The organism is Pseudomonas sp. SAS7, from assembly GCF_052112345.1.
Classification (GTDB): domain Bacteria; phylum Pseudomonadota; class Gammaproteobacteria; order Pseudomonadales; family Pseudomonadaceae; genus Aquipseudomonas; species Aquipseudomonas putida_Q.
On record NZ_JBEGGO010000009.1, the window covers coordinates 107,254 to 124,644 of the forward strand.

Consider the following 17,391-nt stretch of genomic DNA (forward strand, 5'->3'; position numbering starts at 1 on the left):
GGTCTCAATACCCGCGGGGAGTTTACCCGCGAAGAGGCCAGAACAGCCTTACAGGTGGTCTATGGTAAAGTCTCGCCCTTTCCAGATTCCGAGATACCGCTGCACATGACCCCTGTCTTCCGCCTCCTCAACCGCACCAGCCTGGTGACTCAGATCGTCATCGGCCTGCTCGCCGGTATCGCCCTTGCCCTGCTCGCACCCGCCGTCGCCCGCGACCTGGCCTTCCTTGGCAAGGTGTTCGTAAGCGCCCTGAAGGCCGTTGCGCCCGTACTGGTGTTCGTCCTGGTCATGGCCTCTATCGCCAACCACCGCCACGGCCAGGAAACCCACATCCGCCCGATCCTCTGGCTGTACCTGCTGGGCACCTTCGCCGCAGCGGTGGTGGCTGTAGTTGCCAGCATGCTATTCCCGTCCAATCTGGTGCTGAGCACTGGCGAGGCAACGTTGAGCGCGCCAGGCGGCATCGCCGAGGTGATGCAGAACCTGCTGCTGAGCGCGGTCGACAACCCGATCAATGCCCTGCTCAACGCCAACTTCATCGGTGTGCTGACCTGGGCTATCGGCCTGGGCGTGGCCCTGCGCCATGCTGGCGAAACCACCCGTACCGTGGTCGAAGACTTGTCCAATGGCGTGACCCTGATCGTGCGCGTGGTCATCCGCTTCGCCCCGCTGGGTATCTTTGGCCTGGTCAGCTCCACGCTCGCCCAGTCGGGCCTGCAGGCGCTGCTCGGCTACCTGCACTTGCTGGCGGTGCTGATCGGCTGCATGCTGTTCGTGGCGCTGGTGATGAACCCGCTGATCGTGTTCTGGAAGATCCGCCGCAACCCCTACCCGCTAACCCTGCTGTGCCTGCGCGAAAGCGGCATTACTGCGTTCTTCACCCGCAGCTCGGCGGCCAACATCCCGGTCAATCTGGCACTGTCGGAGCGCCTTGGCCTGCATGAAGACACCTACTCGGTGTCGATCCCGCTGGGCGCAACCATCAATATGGCCGGTGCAGCAATCACCATTACCGTGCTCACCCTGGCAGCGGTGCATACCCTGGGTATCCCGGTAGACCTGCCGACGGCCGTGCTGCTCAGCGTGGTGGCGGCGGTGTGCGCCTGCGGCGCCTCGGGTGTGGCCGGCGGCTCGCTGCTGCTGATTCCACTGGCGTGCAGCCTGTTCGGCATCCCCAGTGAAATTGCCATGCAGGTGGTGGCGGTGGGCTTCATTATCGGCGTGCTGCAGGACTCGGCCGAGACAGCGCTGAATTCGTCGACCGATGTGCTGTTCACAGCGGCGGCTTGCCAGGCCGAAGAGCGGCGTAACGCTTGAGGAACAAGGGGCCGCTGTGCGGCCCCTCGCAGGCAAGCCTACCATCGGTGATGTCAGTGATTGCTTAAGCCAGGCGCATTACCTAGGCTAGTGGCCTTTCCCCAGTAATGAGACAGGGCCATGTCAGAACACGAAACCGCAGGTGAAGGCCGCTTCAACAGCGTTGAGATCCGCATTCTCGGTTCGCTGATCGAAAAGCAGGCCACCAGCCCGGAAAGCTACCCGCTGACCGTTAATGCCCTGGTCCTGGCCTGCAACCAGAAAACCAGCCGCGAGCCGGTGATGAACCTTACCCAAGGCCAGGTTGGCCAGGCGCTTCGCGCCCTTGAAGGGCAGGACATGACGCGCCTGCAGATGGGCAGCCGTGCCGACCGCTGGGAACAACGGGTGGACAAGGCACTGGAGCTGGTGCCGGCGCAGCTGATACTGATGGGCCTGATGTTCCTGCGTGGCCCGCAAACCCTCAACGAACTGCTTACCCGCAGCAACCGCCTGCACGACTTCGACGACACCGATCAGATCCAGCACCAGCTGGAACGCCTGATCTCGCGCGGCCTGGCCTTGCACCTGCCACGCCAGGCCGGCCAGCGTGAAGACCGCTACACCCACGCCCTGGGCGATCCGGCAGAAATCGAGGTGATCCTCGCGGCACGCCAGCAGGAAGGCGGCGCCCGCAGCAGTGGCGGCAGTGTCTCGGAAGACCGCATCGAAGCCCTTGAAGCCCGCATCGCGGCGCTGGAGGCGCGCCTGGCCGAGCTGGAAGGCTAAGCCTTTACGGCTCGCGGTCGGGGAAGTTGCGGCAGCTCTTGCGTTCGGCCAGTTCCCGGTCACTGGGGCGCTGGTCGACGAACACGGTGCGGCCGTCTGCGTAGATTTCCAGGTAGCCCCAGTGCAGGTCCTGCTCTTGCTGACCGGGCTTTGGGGGGACTAACCACCAGGGTTCGCGGCTGATCAGGGTCATGGGTGTGATTCCTGAGGGGATCTGCACTAATCATAGACACCCTCGGGTTCTTCTTTGCCTGGACCGGCCCTTTCGCGGCTAAAGCCGCTCCTACAGGTACTGCACAGATTTTGAAGTCTGTGCGGTCCCTGTAGGAGCGGCTTTAGCCGCGAAGAGGCCGGTACAGGCTTACGCCGGTGCCGAAGTACGAATCAGGTGATCGAAGGCCGCCAGCGACGCCTTGGCCCCTTCACCCACAGCAATCACGATCTGCTTGTACGGCACGGTAGTCACGTCACCTGCGGCAAACACGCCCGGGATGCTGGTCTGGCCCTTGGCATCGACGATGATCTCGCCACGCGGCGACAGCTCGACGGTGCCCTTCAGCCAATCAGTGTTCGGCAGCAGGCCGATCTGCACGAAGATGCCTTCCAGCGCCACGTCGTGCTGCTCATCCGTGGTGCGATCCTTGTAGCGCAGGCCGGTCACTTTCTCACCATTGCCCAGCACTTCGGTGGTCAGCGCGCTGGTGATCACTTTCACGTTCGGCAGGCTGTGCAGCTTGCGTTGCAACACCGCATCGGCACGCAGCTGGCTGTCGAATTCGATCAGCGTCACCTGGGCGACGATACCGGCCAGGTCGATGGCCGCTTCCACGCCCGAGTTGCCGCCGCCGATCACCGCCACGCGCTTGCCTTTGAACAGCGGGCCGTCACAGTGCGGGCAGTAGGCCACGCCACGGCCGCGGTATTCCTGCTCGCCCGGCACATTCATTTCGCGCCAGCGGGCACCGGTGGCCAGGATCACGGCCTTGGCCTTGAGCGAGGCACCGCCGGCCAGGCGTACTTCATGCAGGCCGCCATCGGTGGCCGGAATCAGCGCTTCGCCGCGCTGCAGGTTCATGATGTCCACGTCGTATTGCTTGACGTGTTCTTCCAGTGCCGTGGCCAGTTTCGGCCCTTCGGTTTCCTGCACCGAGATGAAGTTTTCGATGGCCAGGGTATCGAGCACCTGGCCGCCGAAGCGCTCGGCAGCAACACCGGTGCGGATGCCTTTACGTGCCGCATAGATGGCCGCTGCCGCACCGGCCGGGCCACCACCGACCACCAGTACGTCGAAAGCGTCCTTGGCGTTGATCTTCTCGGCCTGGCGAGCGCCGGCACTGGTGTCGATCTTGCCGAGGATTTCTTCCAGGCCCATGCGGCCCTGGCCGAACACTTCGCCGTTCAGGTACACGCTTGGCACCGCCATGATCTTGCGCGATTCCACTTCGTCCTGGAACAGCGCACCGTCGATGGCCACATGGCGCACGTTGGGGTTGAGCACTGCCATCAGGTTCAGCGCCTGGACCACGTCCGGGCAGTTCTGGCACGACAGCGAGAAGTAGGTTTCGAAGGTGAACTCGCCTTCCAGCGCCTGGATCTGCTCGATCACTTCGGCACTGGCCTTGGACGGGTGGCCGCCGACTTGCAGCAGCGCCAGCACCAGCGAGGTGAATTCGTGGCCCATGGGTATGCCGGCGAAGCGCAGGCTGATATCGCTACCCGGGCGGTTCAGCGAGAACGACGGGCGACGGGCATCGGTACCGTCCGCGCTGAAGGTAATGAGGTTCGACAAACCGGCAATTTCCACCAGCAGGTCGTGCAATTCGCGGGACTTCGCGCCGTCGTCGAGGGAGGCTACGATCTCGATCGGCTGGGTGACCCGCTCCAGGTAGGTTTTCAGTTGCGATTTAAGCGTGGCGTCCAACATACGGGCGATTCCTTTTTTTAAAACTCGGATACAAAAACGCCCAGGCGATATCGCCCGGGCGTTTGACGGGGCGGTAACAACTTCAGCTTTGGCGGCTGAGTACCGCCCGCGACTGGCTCACAGTCTTAGATCTTGCCAACCAGGTCCAGGGACGGGGCCAGAGTAGCTTCGCCCTCTTTCCACTTGGCCGGGCACACTTCGCCTGGGTGGGCGGCGACGTACTGGGCAGCCTTCACTTTACGCAGCAGTTCGGCAGCATCGCGGCCTACACCACCGTCGTTCAGTTCGACGATCTTGATCTGGCCTTCCGGGTTGATCACGAAGGTACCGCGATCGGCCAGGCCGGCTTCTTCGATCAGCACGTCGAAGTTGCGCGAAATGACGTGGGTCGGGTCACCGATCAGCGGGTACTGGATCTTGCCGATGGTGTCCGAAGTGTCGTGCCAGGCTTTGTGGGTGAAGTGGGTGTCGGTGGACACGCCGTAGATTTCCACACCCAACTTCTGGAACTCGGCGTAGTTGTCGGCAAGGTCACCCAGTTCGGTCGGGCAGACGAAGGTGAAGTCAGCCGGGTAGAAGAACACGACAGACCACTTGCCTTTCAGGTCGGCTTCGCTGACCTGGACGAACTCGCCTTTGTGGTAGGCGGTGGCGTTGAACGGTTTGACTTGGCTGTTGATGATTGGCATGAGAGACGCTCCTTCATGGGGTTGGAATCAGTTGATGGATAGAATCCTAACTAATCATCCCGCTGAAGGCTCATTGGCAAAGCTCATGCTTGCGATTGGTTTTGGCTATAACCGGGGTTAATTAATAGAAGGGAATGGGCTGAGCAAACGATCACGAACCGAGGGGGCTGCCCCTGTAGGAGCGGCCTTGTGTCGCGATCGGGCCGCCAAGCGGCCCCAGGATTTCAAGCATGATGCAAAGATTGCTGGGGCCGCTGCGCGGCCCTATCGCGACACAAGGCCGCTCCTACACAGGCAAGTGTCCGTGCAGGAGTCAGCGAGTGACTGTACGCATGGTCACGAACTCTTCGGCCGCCGTCGGGTGCACGCCGATGGTTTCGTCGAACTGCTGCTTGGTCGCCCCGGCCTTCAAGGCAATGCCCAGGCCCTGGATGATCTCGCCTGCGTCAGGGCCAACCATGTGGCACCCCAGCACCTTGTCAGTCTCGGCATCCACCACCAATTTCATCAGGGTCTTTTCCTGAATGTCGGTCAGGGTCAGCTTCATGGCGCGGAAACGGCTTTCGAACACCTGCACCTTGTGCCCGGCCTCCAGCGCCTGCTCCTCGGTCAGGCCAACAGTACCGATAGGCGGCTGGCTGAACACCGCCGTCGGGATGTTCTGGTAGTCCACAGGCCGGTACTGCTCCGGCTTGAACAGGCGCCGCGCCACCGCCATGCCTTCGGCCAGGGCCACCGGGGTAAGCTGCACACGGCCGATCACATCGCCAATGGCCAGGATCGAAGGCGCAGTCGTCTGGTACTGCTCGTCGACACGAATGTAGCCACGCGCATCCAGCTCGACCCCGGTGTTTTCCAGGCCCAGGTTGTCCAGCATCGGGCGCCGCCCTGTGGCGTAGAACACACAATCTGCAACCAGCTCGCGGCCGTCCTTGAGGGTGGCCTTGAGGCTGCCATCTTCAAGCTTGTCGATACGCTGGATATCGGCATTGAACTGCAGGTCGAGGCCGCGCTTTTCCAGTTCTTCCTTCAGGTGTGTGCGCACCGAGCCATCGAAGCCGCGCAGGAACAGGTCGCCACGGTACAGCAGCGTGGTGTTGGCCCCCAGGCCCTGGAAGATGCCAGCGAACTCGACGGCGATATAACCTCCACCCACTACCAGCACCCGACGAGGCAGGTCCTTGAGGTAGAAGGCTTCGTTGGAGGTGATCGCCAGTTCCTTGCCCGGGATGTCCGGGATCTGCGGCCAGCCACCGGTCGCGATGAGGATGTGCTCGGCGGTGTAGCGCTGGCCTTCCACTTCCACTTCATTGGCGCCGGTCAGGCGTGCGTGGCCTTGCAGCAGGGTGACGCCGCTGTTGACCAGCAGGTTGCGGTAGATGCCGTTGAGGCGCTCGATCTCGCGGTTCTTGTTGGCAATCAGGGTGCCCCAGTCGAAATGCCCTTCTTCCAGGGACCAACCGTAACCTGCGGCCTGCTCCAGTTCATCCGCGACATGCGCGCCGTACACCAGGAGTTTTTTCGGCACGCAGCCGACGTTTACGCAGGTCCCCCCCAGGTAGCGGCTTTCGGCCACTGCCACTTTCGCCCCAAAGCCCGCGGCAAAGCGCGCTGCGCGCACACCGCCGGACCCGGCACCAATCACGAACAGATCAAAATCGTAAGCCATGTATTCAGTCTCCTAGGCAGGCGCACAGCATAACGCCGTTGGCCACCGCAAACAAAAAAGCCACCCTGAAGGGTGGCTCTCTAGGACCTGCGGGGCTTATCAGTAAGCCTTGCCAGCCTTGTAGAAGTTCTCGAAGCAGAAGTTGGTCGCCTCGATGTAGCCTTCGGCACCACCGCAGTCGAAACGCTTGCCCTTGAACTTGTAGGCGATCACGTTACCTTCGGCCGCTTGCTTCATCAGCGCGTCGGTGATCTGGATCTCGCCACCCTTGCCGGGCTCGGTCTGCTCGATCTTCTCGAAGATATCCGGGGTCAGAATGTAGCGGCCGATGATGGCCAGGTTCGACGGCGCATCTTCAGGCTTGGGCTTCTCGACCATCGAGTCCACACGGAAGATACCGTCACGGATCTCCTCGCCGGCGATGACGCCATATTTATTGGTTTCCTGCGGGTCGACTTCCTGGATCGCGACGATAGAGCAGCGATATTGCTTGAACAGCTTGACCATCTGCGCCAGTACACCGTCACCGTCAAGGTTGACGCACAGGTCATCCGCCAGCACCACGGCGAACGGCTCGTCACCGATCAGCGGGCGACCGGTGAGGATGGCGTGGCCCAGGCCTTTCATTTCGGTCTGACGGGTGTAGGAGAACGAGCACTCGTCGAGCAGGCGACGGATACCCACCAGGTATTTTTCCTTGTCGGTGCCCTTGATCTGGTTTTCCAGCTCGTAGCTGATGTCGAAATGGTCTTCCAGGGCGCGCTTGCCGCGACCGGTCACGATGGAGATTTCGTTCAGACCGGCGTCCAATGCTTCTTCAACGCCATACTGGATCAGTGGCTTGTTGACCACCGGCAGCATTTCCTTGGGCATGGCTTTGGTAGCGGGCAGGAAGCGAGTGCCGTAGCCGGCCGCCGGGAACAAGCATTTTTTGATCATATACGTCCTTAACAAAGGCTAGGCCTGTGGAATTCGGCGCAGTCTAATCAGGCGGCACTGACCTTACAATGCCCCTGATAGCGACCGATGCCATCATAGAGATACCCCAGTGTAGATAGTTCCGGGGGATCGTGAATTTTACCGGCATACATGACGGGCGGATGACAGCAAAATCAAGGTGCCCGTGCCGGCCTCTTCGCGGGTTCAACCGCGAAGAGGCCGGCACGGGCGCTACATCAGCTGCCAGTCCCCTGCCCGATCAGCACCCCCTCTACTGTCTGACCATATAGGTTAACACCGTCGTTGGCATGGAATTTCACCCGTGTCTTCTCGATTGAGCCCTCCACCAACCGTGGATCCTGCGGCCGTTCGTGGCGGTTGATCCACGCAGCAACGTCCCAGGCCTGCTGATCACTCAGGCTACCCGGCTTGCCCAGCGGCATGTTGGACTTGATGAACGACGCCGCCGTGTTGATACGATGCATGCCGGCGCCCCAGTTGTAGGAGTCCTTGCCCCACAGCGGCGGCATCACGTACTCACCGGCCACCTTCTGCCCTTCGCCGTTGTCGCCATGGCAAATCGCGCATTGCTCGCCGTACACCTGCTGGCCCCGCTTGAAGTCATAGCCGCCCTCGGGCTGCGCCACCTCCGGGTAACCACGCCCGGCAATCTCCACGCCCGTTGGCGCCTTGGTCGACAGCCAGTATGCATAGGTTGCCAGCGCGGTCATCTGCGGGCTGTCGGCGGCAGGCGGCTTGCCATTCATGCTGAACTGGAAACACCCCTGGATACGCTCTGCATAGGTATTCACCTTGTCGTTCTTCTTGCGGTACGCGGGGTACATCGGGTACGCACCCCACATCGGCGCCGAATGCGCCAGGCGCCCCTGGTCGAGGTGGCAGTTACTGCAGTTCAAGCCGTTGCCCACGGCCTCGGGCATCAGCCGGCGCGTGTCGACGAACAGGGCATGGCCCTCGCGCACCATCTTGCCAAAGGCATTGGCGGGCAACTCGCTTTCAGCGGGCGGCACAAACTGCGGCGCGGCCTGCATGCTGGGCACCTTCAGCTGCGACTGGTCTTCCATGGCGATCGGGGCGGCCTGGGCGCTGCTCATGGCCAGCAGCAACACGGCTGGAATCATCGGTTTCATGGCGTGACCTCCTGGCTGGCGGAGCGCGCGAAGAACTCGGCCACAGCCTTGATCTCGTCATCGGTCATGGCCTTGGCCACACCGACCATCAGCTGGTTGGGGTCATTGCTGCGGCTACCGTCGCGCCAGGCATAGAGCTGCGCCACCAGGTAACTGGCAGGCTGGCCGGCCAAAGGCGGAAAGTGTTCGCCCACCCCACCACCGCCAGGGCCATGGCACTGCACACAGCCCGGGATCTGCCGACTCCAGTCGCCGTACAGGGCCATGCGGGTGGTAGGGTCATCGGCAATCTGCTGGCGCCACAGGTCGCCGGCAGGGTCTGCCGGCAGGCTGGCGAGGTAGGCACTCACCGCCTTGATTTCATCCTCGGTCAGGGCCTTGGCCAACGGCTCCATCACCGGTTGCTTGCGGCTACCGCTGCGCCAATCGTGCAATTGCTTGCTGAGGTAACCGGCCGGCAGCCCGGCCAAACGTGGGAAGCCCGCTGCGGCAATGCCCTTGCCGTCCGGGCCATGGCACCCGAGACAAGCCATGGCGGCGGGGTCGGCCCCACCCTGGCTGAAGACTTTCTGACCGTCGACGGCATGCGCCGTGGGCCAGGCCAGGATCAGCAGGCTGCCGATCAGGACGCGTCTGAACGGTGTCATCACGAATCTCCTTTTCTTTTGTTATATGTTTAGGCTTAAAACATATAAGCAAAGACAGGATGGTCCGTTGCCTCAGATCAATGTCCGGAGATGCATTGGGTGGCGGCCGTGCGCACATCGCCCAGGCGCAGGGGGAAGTTATTCAGCCGCTCATGAAGCTTGATGCTGCTGCCGCTGCCACGCTTGTCGATGTCCACCAGCGCAGCCGGGCCCGCCCCGGAGCTGAGCTTCTGCGGCACGATCAGGCGCAGGCCGTCGCCACGCGGCTCTTCCACCAGCGGATCACGCGTATCGGCGAGCTTTTGCTTGATGCAGTCGGCATATTCACGCGGGGTCTTGCCGGAAATCACATCCAGCGTTTCGTGCGATTGCTCCAGCTCCGAAACGCTGACACAACCGCCCAGCGCCGCCACAGACACCACCGCCACCATCCACTTCATTTAGAGCACCTCAGCCTTCAAGAATCCTGTTCGACCGCAGCCAGGCGCTTTTGCTCCCTGCATTGGCAGATTTATCGGGGCCTGGCCATCGAGCGCGCCAGTGTAACGGCACATCGTGGTATCTTTTGCCTTTACAGATCCAAACCTTGCGGAGCATCACATGAAATTCGTACACCAGCGCGAGCACCTCAACGAGGACGACATCGTCGTTATCGAATGCTCCCAGCGCTGCAACATCCGCCTGATGAACGACGCAAATTTCCGCAGCTTCAAGAACGGCGGCCGTCACACCTACCATGGCGGCCAGTTCGTTGACTTCCCGGCCAAGATCACGGTACCCAGCACCGGTTTCTGGAACATCACCATCGACACCGTGACCACCCGCCCGATCTCGGTAACGCGCAAGCCCACCTTGAGCCACAAGATCAAGATCATCCGTCGCTCGTCGTCGAAACTCAGATAAGACTGCCATGACCCAGAACATCAAGTACGTCATCAAATACAAGCTCGACGGCCAGCGCCGCTGGGACTTCGCCGTCATGCCCGACGCGTCGCAGGAACAGGCACTCGATGCCCTGCGCAAGATCCACGGCGACGACGCCGACAAGATCAGCGACATTCAGGTGAGCAAGGCACTGTAAGGCTGCGCGCCAAGGAGAACTGCATGAGCAACTGGCCCGACCGTCGTATCCTCGATTTGCTGGGCATCGAGTTGCCCATCCTCCAGGCGCCCATGGCCGGCGCCAGCGGGTCGGCGATGGCCATCGCCGTGGCCAGCGCCGGGGGGCTTGGCGCCCTGCCCTGCGCCATGCTCACAGGCGAACAAGTACGGGGCGAGATTGCAGCCTTTCGAAACGCTTGCCCGGGCCGCCCGCTGAACCTGAACTTCTTCTGCCACCAGCCGCCAGCGCCCGATGCCGAGCGCGATGCACGCTGGAAGCAGGCCCTGAAGCCTTATTACAGCGAAACGGGTGCCGATTTCACCGCCCCTACGCCAGTGTCCAACCGTGCGCCGTTCGACGAACAAAGCTGCCAGCTGATCGAGCAACTGCGCCCGGAGGTGGTGAGCTTCCACTTCGGCCTGCCCAGGGCTGACCTGCTGCAACGGGTGAAGGCCAGCGGTGCCAAGGTACTGTCCAGCGCCACTACGGTGGAAGAAGCAGTCTGGCTGGAACGCAATGGCTGTGACGCGATCATCGCCATGGGGTACGAAGCCGGCGGCCATCGGGGCATGTTCCTAAGCGACGACATTAACAGCCAGATTGGCACCTTCGCCCTGGTGCCGCAGGTGGTAGACGCGGTCAGCGTGCCGGTGATTGCCGCAGGCGGTATCGGCGACCACCGTGGCCTGGTGGCGGCGCTGGCACTGGGCGCTTCGGCAGTGCAGATCGGCACTGCTTACCTGTTCTGCCCCGAGGCCAAGGTTTCGTCGGCCCATCGCCAGGCGCTGGACAGCGCGCCCGCCAGCGACACGGCGTTGACCAACCTGTTTACCGGCCGCCCGGCGCGCGGCATCAACAACCGCATCATGCGCGAGCTGGGGCCGATGAGCGACCTGGCACCGCGCTTCCCGCTGGCGGGTGGGGCACTGATACCTTTGCGGGCGATCACCGATCCGCAGGGTAACAGTGACTTCAGTAACCTGTGGTCGGGGCAGGCGTTGCGGCTGGGGCGGCACATGCCTGCGGGGGAGCTGACCCGGGAGATTGCCGAAAAGGCACTGGCCTTGGTCAATCGTTAGGCATCTTCATATACAGGTTCGGCCTCTTCGCAGCACAAGGCTGCTCCTACACAGGTTGCGGCGCCTGTAGGAGCAGCCTTGTGCTGCGAAGAGGCCGGGCCTGCAAATGCATCACCCAGCCCCTTCCCGGCAAATGGCCTATCGCTATATAGTTCATCACATAACGATAACCCCAAGGAGCTGTCTTCATGCGTATCCGCCCATCCCACCTGGCCGTTACCGCCCTGGCCACCCTGTTCGCCTTCAACACTGCCTGGGCCGATGAGGTTCAGGTCGCGGTCGCAGCCAACTTCACAGCCCCGATCCAGGCCATCGCCAAAGACTTCGAAAAAGACACCGGCCACAAACTGGTCGCAGCCTACGGCGCCACTGGGCAGTTCTACGCACAGATCAAGAACGGCGCACCGTTCGAAGTGTTCCTCGCCGCTGACGACAGCACACCGAAGAAGCTTGAAGAAGAAAAGGAAATCGTCCCTGGGTCGCGCTTCACCTACGCCATCGGCACCCTGGCCCTGTGGTCGGCAAAGGAAGGCTACGTAGATGCCAAGGGTGACGTACTGAAGAAAAACGAATACAAACACCTGTCCATCGCCAACCCGAAAGCGGCTCCTTACGGCCTGGCCGCCACCCAGGTGCTGGACAAGCTGAAGCTCACCGAAGCCACCAAAGGCAAGATCGTCGAAGGCCAGAACATCACCCAGGCCTTCCAGTTCGTCTCCACCGGCAATGCCGAGCTGGGCTTCGTCGCCCTGTCGCAGATCTACAAGGACGGCAAGGTAACCAACGGCTCGGCCTGGATCGTACCGTCCAACCTGCACGATCCAATCCGCCAGGACGCGGTGATCCTCAACAAAGGCAAGGACAATGCGGCCGCCAAGGCGCTGGTCGAATACCTCAAAGGCCCGAAAGCCGCTGCGGTGATCAAGTCCTACGGCTATGAACTCTGATGCCACTGGACGCCAGTGACCTGGGTGCAATCTGGCTGACCGTCAAACTGGCCAGCCTGACCACCCTGATCCTGCTGGTTATCGGCACCCCCATCGCCTGGTGGCTGGCGCGTACGCGCTCATGGCTACGCGGGCCGGTGGGTGCGGTGGTGGCACTGCCGCTGGTATTGCCACCCACGGTGATCGGCTTTTACCTGCTGATCGCCCTCGGGCCGCACGGCTGGCTCGGCCAGGCTACCCAGGCGCTAGGCCTGGGCAGCGTGGTGTTCAGCTTCACGGGCCTGGTGATCGGTTCGACGGTGTATTCCATGCCATTCGTGGTGCAGCCGCTGCAGAATGCATTTGGCGCGATCGGCCAGCGCCCGCTGGAAGTCGCCGCCACTTTGCGCGCCAGCCCATGGGACACCTTCGTCCATGTGGTGCTGCCGCTGGCCCGTCCCGGTTTCGTCACCGCCAGCATCCTCGGGTTCGCCCATACCGTGGGCGAATTTGGCGTGGTGCTGATGATCGGTGGCAACATCCCCGACAAGACCCGCGTGGTTTCGGTGCAAATCTTCGATCACGTCGAGGCCATGGAGTATTCGCAAGCCCATTGGCTGGCCGGTGCCATGCTGATGTTTTCCTTCCTGGTGCTGCTCCTGCTGTACGCCGGACGCCGCGGCAAAGCTGGCTGGAGCTGACATGACCGCATCGATAGTGGCGCGCCTGAACCTGGCGCGCGACGACTTTACCCTGGACGTTGACCTGCACCTGCCCGGGCGCGGCATCAGCGCGCTGTTCGGCCACTCGGGCTCCGGCAAGACCAGCTGCCTTCGCTGCCTGGCCGGCCTGGAACGGGCCGCCAGCGCCTACATCGAGGTTAACGGCGAAGTCTGGGAAGACACCGCCCGCGGCTACTTCCAGGCCCCGCACCTGCGGCCGGTGGGCTACGTGTTCCAGGAGGCCAGCCTGTTCCCGCACCTGTCGGTGCGCGGCAACCTGGAATTCGGCTGGCGCCGGGTGGCGGCTGGCGAACGCAAGGTCAGCCTCGACCAGGCTTGCAAGCTGTTGGGTATCGGCCACTTGCTGCAACGCCGCCCGGCGACCTTGTCGGGTGGCGAGGCGCAGCGGGTGGGCATTGCCCGTGCTCTGCTCAGCAGCCCGCGCCTGCTGCTGATGGACGAGCCGCTGGCGGCGCTGGATGGGCCGCGCAAGCGCGAAATCCTGCCCTACCTTGAGCGCCTGCACGACGAACTGGACATCCCGCTGGTGTATGTCAGTCACGCTCAGGATGAAGTGGCGCGGCTGGCCGACCACCTGGTGTTGCTTGAACAAGGTCAGGTGGTCGCCAGCGGCCCGATTGGCGAAACCCTGGCCCGCCTCGACCTGTCGCTGGCCCAGGGCGAGGATGCTGGCGTGGTATTCGAGGGCATGGTGGTTGGGCACGATCCGCACTACGACCTGCTCGACCTGCGCCTGCCCGGCGGCAGCGGGCCGTTGCTGCGCATCGCCCACCCTGCGCAGGTGATGGGTAGCACGCTGCGGGTCAAGGTGCAGGCCCGAGACGTAAGCCTGGCACTGGCGGCAGACAGCACGTCCAGCATCCTCAACCGCCTGCCGGTGCGAGTGCGCGAAAGCCGCCCGGCGGCCAACCCGGCGCATGTGCTGGTCAGCCTGGATGCCGGTGGCAATGCCCTGCTTGCGCGCATTACCCGTTTCTCGGCAGACCAGCTCGGCTTGCATCCAGGCCAGGTACTGTTCGCCCAGATCAAGTCGGTGGCCCTTTTGGGCTGAGCATCCTGCGCACAGGTGTTGTCCATTGATCAATGACCTGCTCGAGGCCTGCCCGCCATGCTCGACTGCCCCCTGCCGCGCACCCTGCACTACGTTGACGACAGCCAGCCGGGCCTCACCCGGCGACGCTGGCGCGACCGTTTCATCTACCTGGATACCGATGGCCAACGGGTACGCGACAGCGAAACCCTCGCGCGCATCGCCGCCCTGGTAATCCCCCCGGCATATACCGACGTGTGGATCTGCACCGACCCGCAGGGCCACTTGCAGGCAACCGGCCGTGATGCCCGTGGCCGCAAGCAGTACCGCTACCACACGCAGTGGCGCGAATTGCGCGACCAGCACAAGTACGGGCGCATGCTGGCCTTCGCCAAGGCCCTGCCAAAGCTGCGCGAGCAGCTGGAAGCCCACCTGGCGCGCCCAGGGCTGGACCGGGAAAAGGTAATGGCGCTCGTGGTGAGCCTGCTGGACCACACCCTGATCCGCATCGGCAACCAGCGCTACCTGCGCGATAACCAGTCGTACGGCCTGACCACCCTGCGCAACCGCCACGTACAAGTCAAAGGCAGCACCATCCGCTTCCAGTTTCGTGGCAAGCGCGGCGTCGAACACAATGTCACCCTCAACGACCGGCGCCTGGCCAGCCTGCTCAAACGCTGCATGGAGCTGCCTGGGCAGGCGCTGTTTCAGTATCTGGACGAAGACGGCCAGCGCCATAGCGTCGGCTCGGGCGAGGTGAACCAGTTTCTGCAGCAGCTGACCGGCGCGGACTTTACCGCCAAGGATTACCGCACCTGGGCCGGTAGCAGCCTGGCGCTGGACCTGCTGAAGCCACTGGCCTGGGAGCCGGAGAATGAAGCCAAACGCCAGGTCGCGGCGATAGTCCGCCAGGTGGCAGCGCGCCTGGGCAACACGCCAGCCGTATGCAGGCGCTGCTATATCCATCCGGCAGTGCTCGAGCACTATGCACTGGGGCGCCTGGCCAGTTTGCCAAAAAACCGTGTGCGCAAAGGCCTGGACCCGGAAGAAGTGGCCCTGTTGCTGTTTCTTCAGGCGCTTGAGGAACAGGACGACCATTAAGCGTGTCTATCTAGCCCATGATGCGAAGAAATTTCCCATTAGCCGCCAACCCCCCTATTCTTGCCATCGAGCACCTTGGCCGACAAACCGTTGACGGTTTGCTTCAGCCCCTGCAAGTGAAGACACGCAACAGAATTTGTCTGTCGGGGAATTCCTATCCGCCGAAAGCGTCTTTAATGAGAAGGAAGAGGGACAAGCTCCCGCCGCTGTGGCAACAAGCCCTGCGGACTTTTACATCACCAAGGAGAACTACATGCTGATACTCACCCGTAAGGTTGGCGAAAGCATCGTCATCAACGATGACATCAAAGTCACCATTCTGGGCGTCAAAGGGATGCAGGTGAGGATCGGTATCGATGCACCGAAAGATGTCCAGGTCCATCGCGAAGAGATCTTCAAGCGTATCCAGGCCGGCAGCCCGGCCCCGGAAAAGCACGAAGACTCACACTGAGCCTACCCTCCCGGGGTGCATGGATGCGCTCGATCGCCAGGCTCAGGTGCCCAGTAGCTGACGCACCTTGGCGATCATCTCGTCCATGTCGAACGGCTTGTCGAATATCGCGGCGAACAGGGCCGGGCATCCTTGGCTGGCCTGCGCGCCGCTCATCAGAATGACCGGCAACTCGCACAGCGTCGGGTCTTCGCGCATGGCACGTACCAGTTCCTCACCGTTGAGCAGCGGCATCATGTAGTCGGTAATCACCAGCTCAACGCGTTTCTCCCTCAACGCCTCCAGCGCCTTGCTGCCGTTGCTCGCCTTTTCCACCAGATAGCCTTCGTCCTCCAGCGCAAAACCGAGGATATCGGCAATCAGGTATTCGTCATCGACGATCAGGATGGTGTTCATTGGCTCATCCGTCACCCGCTCCCCTGCGGTATCGGCGTCCCCGAGAGCACACCGCAGGCACCTTCGAATGCCCTGTGTAAGGTAATGCCCTGCGGCCCGATGAGCAGCTCGTGCAAGGCAGGGTCGTGGTGGCTGTCACGCACCTTGAGAATCGACATCATGCGCCGTAGTTGCGAGTCCAGCTCGACAAAGCGCATCAGCATCAGGTTGTCGACGATGCTCGACAGGTCCGGGGCCGGGGCGCTGATCTCGGCGCCGAAGATGTCGCGCATTTCCCAGGTCAGCATCACGCTGACATCACGCGCGCGCAGCTCGCCAGCGATGGCGCGGAAAAACGCGTTGAGCCGTGTCGGCTCGATGGCCAGGCGACTGAACGCACCCAGGCTGTCGATCAGCACACGCTTGCTGCCCCGCGCAGCAACAAGCTCGAGCAGCCGCGCGCCAACCTGGTCCAGCAGGCCCTCGGTGGTCGGCTGCCAACACAGTTGCAAGCTACCGCTTTGTTCCATTGCGGCAAAATCGTATCCCAACGACGCGGCCTTGCTGCGCAGGCGTTCGGGCGTTTCGTAGAAGCCAAAATGCAACCCCGGCGCCTGCGGGGTGCTGGCCGCCAGGAAGGCCAGGCCCAATGACGTCTTGCCGATCCCCGAAGGCCCGATCAACAGGCTGACCGAACCTGTGGCCAGGCCGCCGCCAAGCATTTCATCGAAGGTTGGCACCCCACTGCTGACGCGCGCCGAGGTGCAGCTGCCCGGCTGGCTGGGATGGCTGAACATCGCCTCCAAGCGCGGGTAGACGTGCATGCCGCTTTCATCGATAAGGCATTCGTGGCGCCCCGATAACGCCCCACTGCCACGGGTCTTGCGCAACTGGATATGGCGCATGGCGCGGCTGCCCACCAGTTGCTCACCCAGCTCGATCACCCCATCGACCATGGTGTGCTCCGGGCTGCCCTCGTCCAGCCGTGCGCTGGTGAGCAGCAGCACGGTGCAGCCGGCAAAGGCCGCATGGCCCTGCAGCTCGGAGACAAACTTCTTGGTATCCAGCGCGGTTTCGGCACGCACCCGGGCATTGAGCACGCCGTCGACAATCAACAGGCTGGCCTGCTGCCGGGCGATTTCCTGGCGCAGCAGCCGCACCACGGCATCCAGCCCTTCCTGCTCAAGGGTGTCGAAGGCACTGACGAACTGGATCTGGTCGCCGACCAGCGTCGGATCGAAAAAGTCCAGGGTGGACAGGTACTGGAACAGCCGCTCATGGGATTCGCTCAGCAAGGTGGCCACCAGCACCCGGCCGCCCGTACGCACGTGCCCGCAGGCCAACTGATTGGCCAGGATGGTCTTGCCGGCACCCGGGGGGCCTTGAATGATGTAGGAGGCGCCGGCTACCAGCCCACCCTTGAGCAGCGCATCGAGCCCTTCGATACCCGTCACCAACCGCTTGAGTGCCTGCACCATGA

The 17,391-nt window shown here is 62.6% G+C and carries 20 protein-coding genes; 10 read left to right on the forward strand and 10 right to left on the reverse strand.

From position 1 onward, the window contains the following. Positions 1 to 105: 105 nt before the first annotated feature. Together sstT and ABI582_RS16015 are read left to right on the forward strand one after the other, a co-directional pair. Positions 106 to 1,317, forward strand: coding sequence for a serine/threonine transporter SstT (gene sstT / locus ABI582_RS16010; protein ID WP_338744506.1), 1,212 nt, complete (start codon positions 106 to 108; stop codon positions 1,315 to 1,317). Positions 1,318 to 1,437: 120 nt separating this feature from the next. Then, on the forward strand, positions 1,438 to 2,085 hold the full coding sequence (locus ABI582_RS16015) for a YceH family protein (RefSeq protein WP_338744507.1): 648 nt from the start codon (positions 1,438 to 1,440) through the stop codon (positions 2,083 to 2,085). Positions 2,086 to 2,089: 4 nt separating this feature from the next. On the opposite strand, the gene ABI582_RS16020 is transcribed toward ABI582_RS16015, so the two are convergent. The 8 genes from ABI582_RS16020 to ABI582_RS16055 form a co-directional block, all read right to left on the reverse strand. Continuing rightward, on the reverse strand, positions 2,090 to 2,278 hold the full coding sequence (locus ABI582_RS16020; RefSeq protein ID WP_016498965.1) for a hypothetical protein: 189 nt from the start codon (positions 2,276 to 2,278) through the stop codon (positions 2,090 to 2,092). A 168-nt stretch (positions 2,279 to 2,446) separates the two neighbouring features. Then, on the reverse strand, positions 2,447 to 4,009 hold the full coding sequence (ahpF, locus tag ABI582_RS16025; RefSeq protein ID WP_442119682.1) for an alkyl hydroperoxide reductase subunit F: 1,563 nt from the start codon (positions 4,007 to 4,009) through the stop codon (positions 2,447 to 2,449). Between the two features lie 125 nt (positions 4,010 to 4,134). Beyond that, complete coding sequence (gene ahpC / locus ABI582_RS16030) at positions 4,135 to 4,698, reverse strand: alkyl hydroperoxide reductase subunit C (protein ID WP_004375926.1); 564 nt, start codon at positions 4,696 to 4,698, stop codon at positions 4,135 to 4,137. Between the two features lie 313 nt (positions 4,699 to 5,011). Then, entirely contained in the window at positions 5,012 to 6,367 is a 1,356-nt protein-coding gene (gorA, locus tag ABI582_RS16035) for a glutathione-disulfide reductase (protein ID WP_442119683.1), read from the reverse strand. 99 nt (positions 6,368 to 6,466) lie between these two features. Continuing rightward, positions 6,467 to 7,306, reverse strand: coding sequence for a UTP--glucose-1-phosphate uridylyltransferase GalU (gene galU / locus ABI582_RS16040; protein ID WP_016487927.1), 840 nt, complete (start codon positions 7,304 to 7,306; stop codon positions 6,467 to 6,469). A gap of 236 nt (positions 7,307 to 7,542) precedes the next feature. Next, positions 7,543 to 8,457: a c-type cytochrome gene (locus ABI582_RS16045; protein WP_338744510.1), complete on the reverse strand. Its 915-nt coding sequence runs from the start codon at positions 8,455 to 8,457 to the stop codon at positions 7,543 to 7,545. Beyond that, positions 8,454 to 9,104 carry a c-type cytochrome gene (locus tag ABI582_RS16050; protein ID WP_442119684.1) on the reverse strand — a complete coding sequence of 217 codons (651 nt, stop codon included), beginning with the start codon at positions 9,102 to 9,104 and terminating at the stop codon, positions 8,454 to 8,456. The genes ABI582_RS16045 and ABI582_RS16050 overlap by 4 nt, the downstream gene beginning before the upstream one ends. Positions 9,105 to 9,181: 77 nt before the next feature. Continuing rightward, positions 9,182 to 9,544, reverse strand: coding sequence for a hypothetical protein (locus tag ABI582_RS16055; protein WP_063425577.1), 363 nt, complete (start codon positions 9,542 to 9,544; stop codon positions 9,182 to 9,184). Between the two features lie 160 nt (positions 9,545 to 9,704). Between ABI582_RS16055 and ABI582_RS16060 the strand changes: the two genes are divergently transcribed. The 8 genes from ABI582_RS16060 to csrA all read left to right on the forward strand — a co-directional run bounded on the left by ABI582_RS16060 (position 9,705) and on the right by csrA (position 15,536). Continuing rightward, the gene (locus ABI582_RS16060) at positions 9,705 to 10,007 is read left to right on the forward strand and encodes a DUF1883 domain-containing protein (RefSeq protein WP_016487931.1); all 303 of its coding nucleotides are present in this window, start codon (positions 9,705 to 9,707) and stop codon (positions 10,005 to 10,007) included. A gap of 7 nt (positions 10,008 to 10,014) precedes the next feature. Further along, positions 10,015 to 10,185, forward strand: coding sequence for a hypothetical protein (locus ABI582_RS16065; RefSeq protein WP_016498959.1), 171 nt, complete (start codon positions 10,015 to 10,017; stop codon positions 10,183 to 10,185). A 23-nt stretch (positions 10,186 to 10,208) separates the two neighbouring features. Further along, the gene (locus tag ABI582_RS16070) at positions 10,209 to 11,285 is read left to right on the forward strand and encodes an NAD(P)H-dependent flavin oxidoreductase (protein ID WP_442119685.1); all 1,077 of its coding nucleotides are present in this window, start codon (positions 10,209 to 10,211) and stop codon (positions 11,283 to 11,285) included. 188 nt (positions 11,286 to 11,473) lie between these two features. Further along, on the forward strand, positions 11,474 to 12,232 hold the full coding sequence (gene modA / locus ABI582_RS16075; protein WP_258653202.1) for a molybdate ABC transporter substrate-binding protein: 759 nt from the start codon (positions 11,474 to 11,476) through the stop codon (positions 12,230 to 12,232). Next, positions 12,232 to 12,912 carry a molybdate ABC transporter permease subunit gene (gene modB / locus ABI582_RS16080; protein ID WP_442119686.1) on the forward strand — a complete coding sequence of 227 codons (681 nt, stop codon included), beginning with the start codon at positions 12,232 to 12,234 and terminating at the stop codon, positions 12,910 to 12,912. The genes modA and modB overlap by 1 nt, the downstream gene beginning before the upstream one ends. Before the next feature lies 1 nt (position 12,913). Further along, on the forward strand, positions 12,914 to 14,005 hold the full coding sequence (gene modC, locus ABI582_RS16085; RefSeq protein WP_442119687.1) for a molybdenum ABC transporter ATP-binding protein: 1,092 nt from the start codon (positions 12,914 to 12,916) through the stop codon (positions 14,003 to 14,005). Between the two features lie 57 nt (positions 14,006 to 14,062). Continuing rightward, positions 14,063 to 15,085 carry a DNA topoisomerase IB gene (locus ABI582_RS16090; RefSeq protein WP_442119688.1) on the forward strand — a complete coding sequence of 341 codons (1,023 nt, stop codon included), beginning with the start codon at positions 14,063 to 14,065 and terminating at the stop codon, positions 15,083 to 15,085. 253 nt (positions 15,086 to 15,338) lie between these two features. Beyond that, positions 15,339 to 15,536 (forward strand): carbon storage regulator CsrA, encoded by a 198-nt coding sequence (gene csrA / locus ABI582_RS16095; RefSeq protein ID WP_012051904.1) that lies wholly within the window; start codon positions 15,339 to 15,341, stop codon positions 15,534 to 15,536. Positions 15,537 to 15,578: 42 nt separating this feature from the next. Here the strand turns inward: csrA and ABI582_RS16100 are convergent, their stop codons facing one another. Further along, positions 15,579 to 15,932, reverse strand: a complete 354-nt coding sequence (locus ABI582_RS16100) for a response regulator (protein WP_016498954.1) — start codon at positions 15,930 to 15,932, stop codon at positions 15,579 to 15,581. Between the two features lie 11 nt (positions 15,933 to 15,943). Continuing rightward, positions 15,944 to 17,389 (reverse strand): ATPase domain-containing protein, encoded by a 1,446-nt coding sequence (locus tag ABI582_RS16105; RefSeq protein ID WP_442119689.1) that lies wholly within the window; start codon positions 17,387 to 17,389, stop codon positions 15,944 to 15,946. Positions 17,390 to 17,391: the final 2 nt, after the last annotated feature.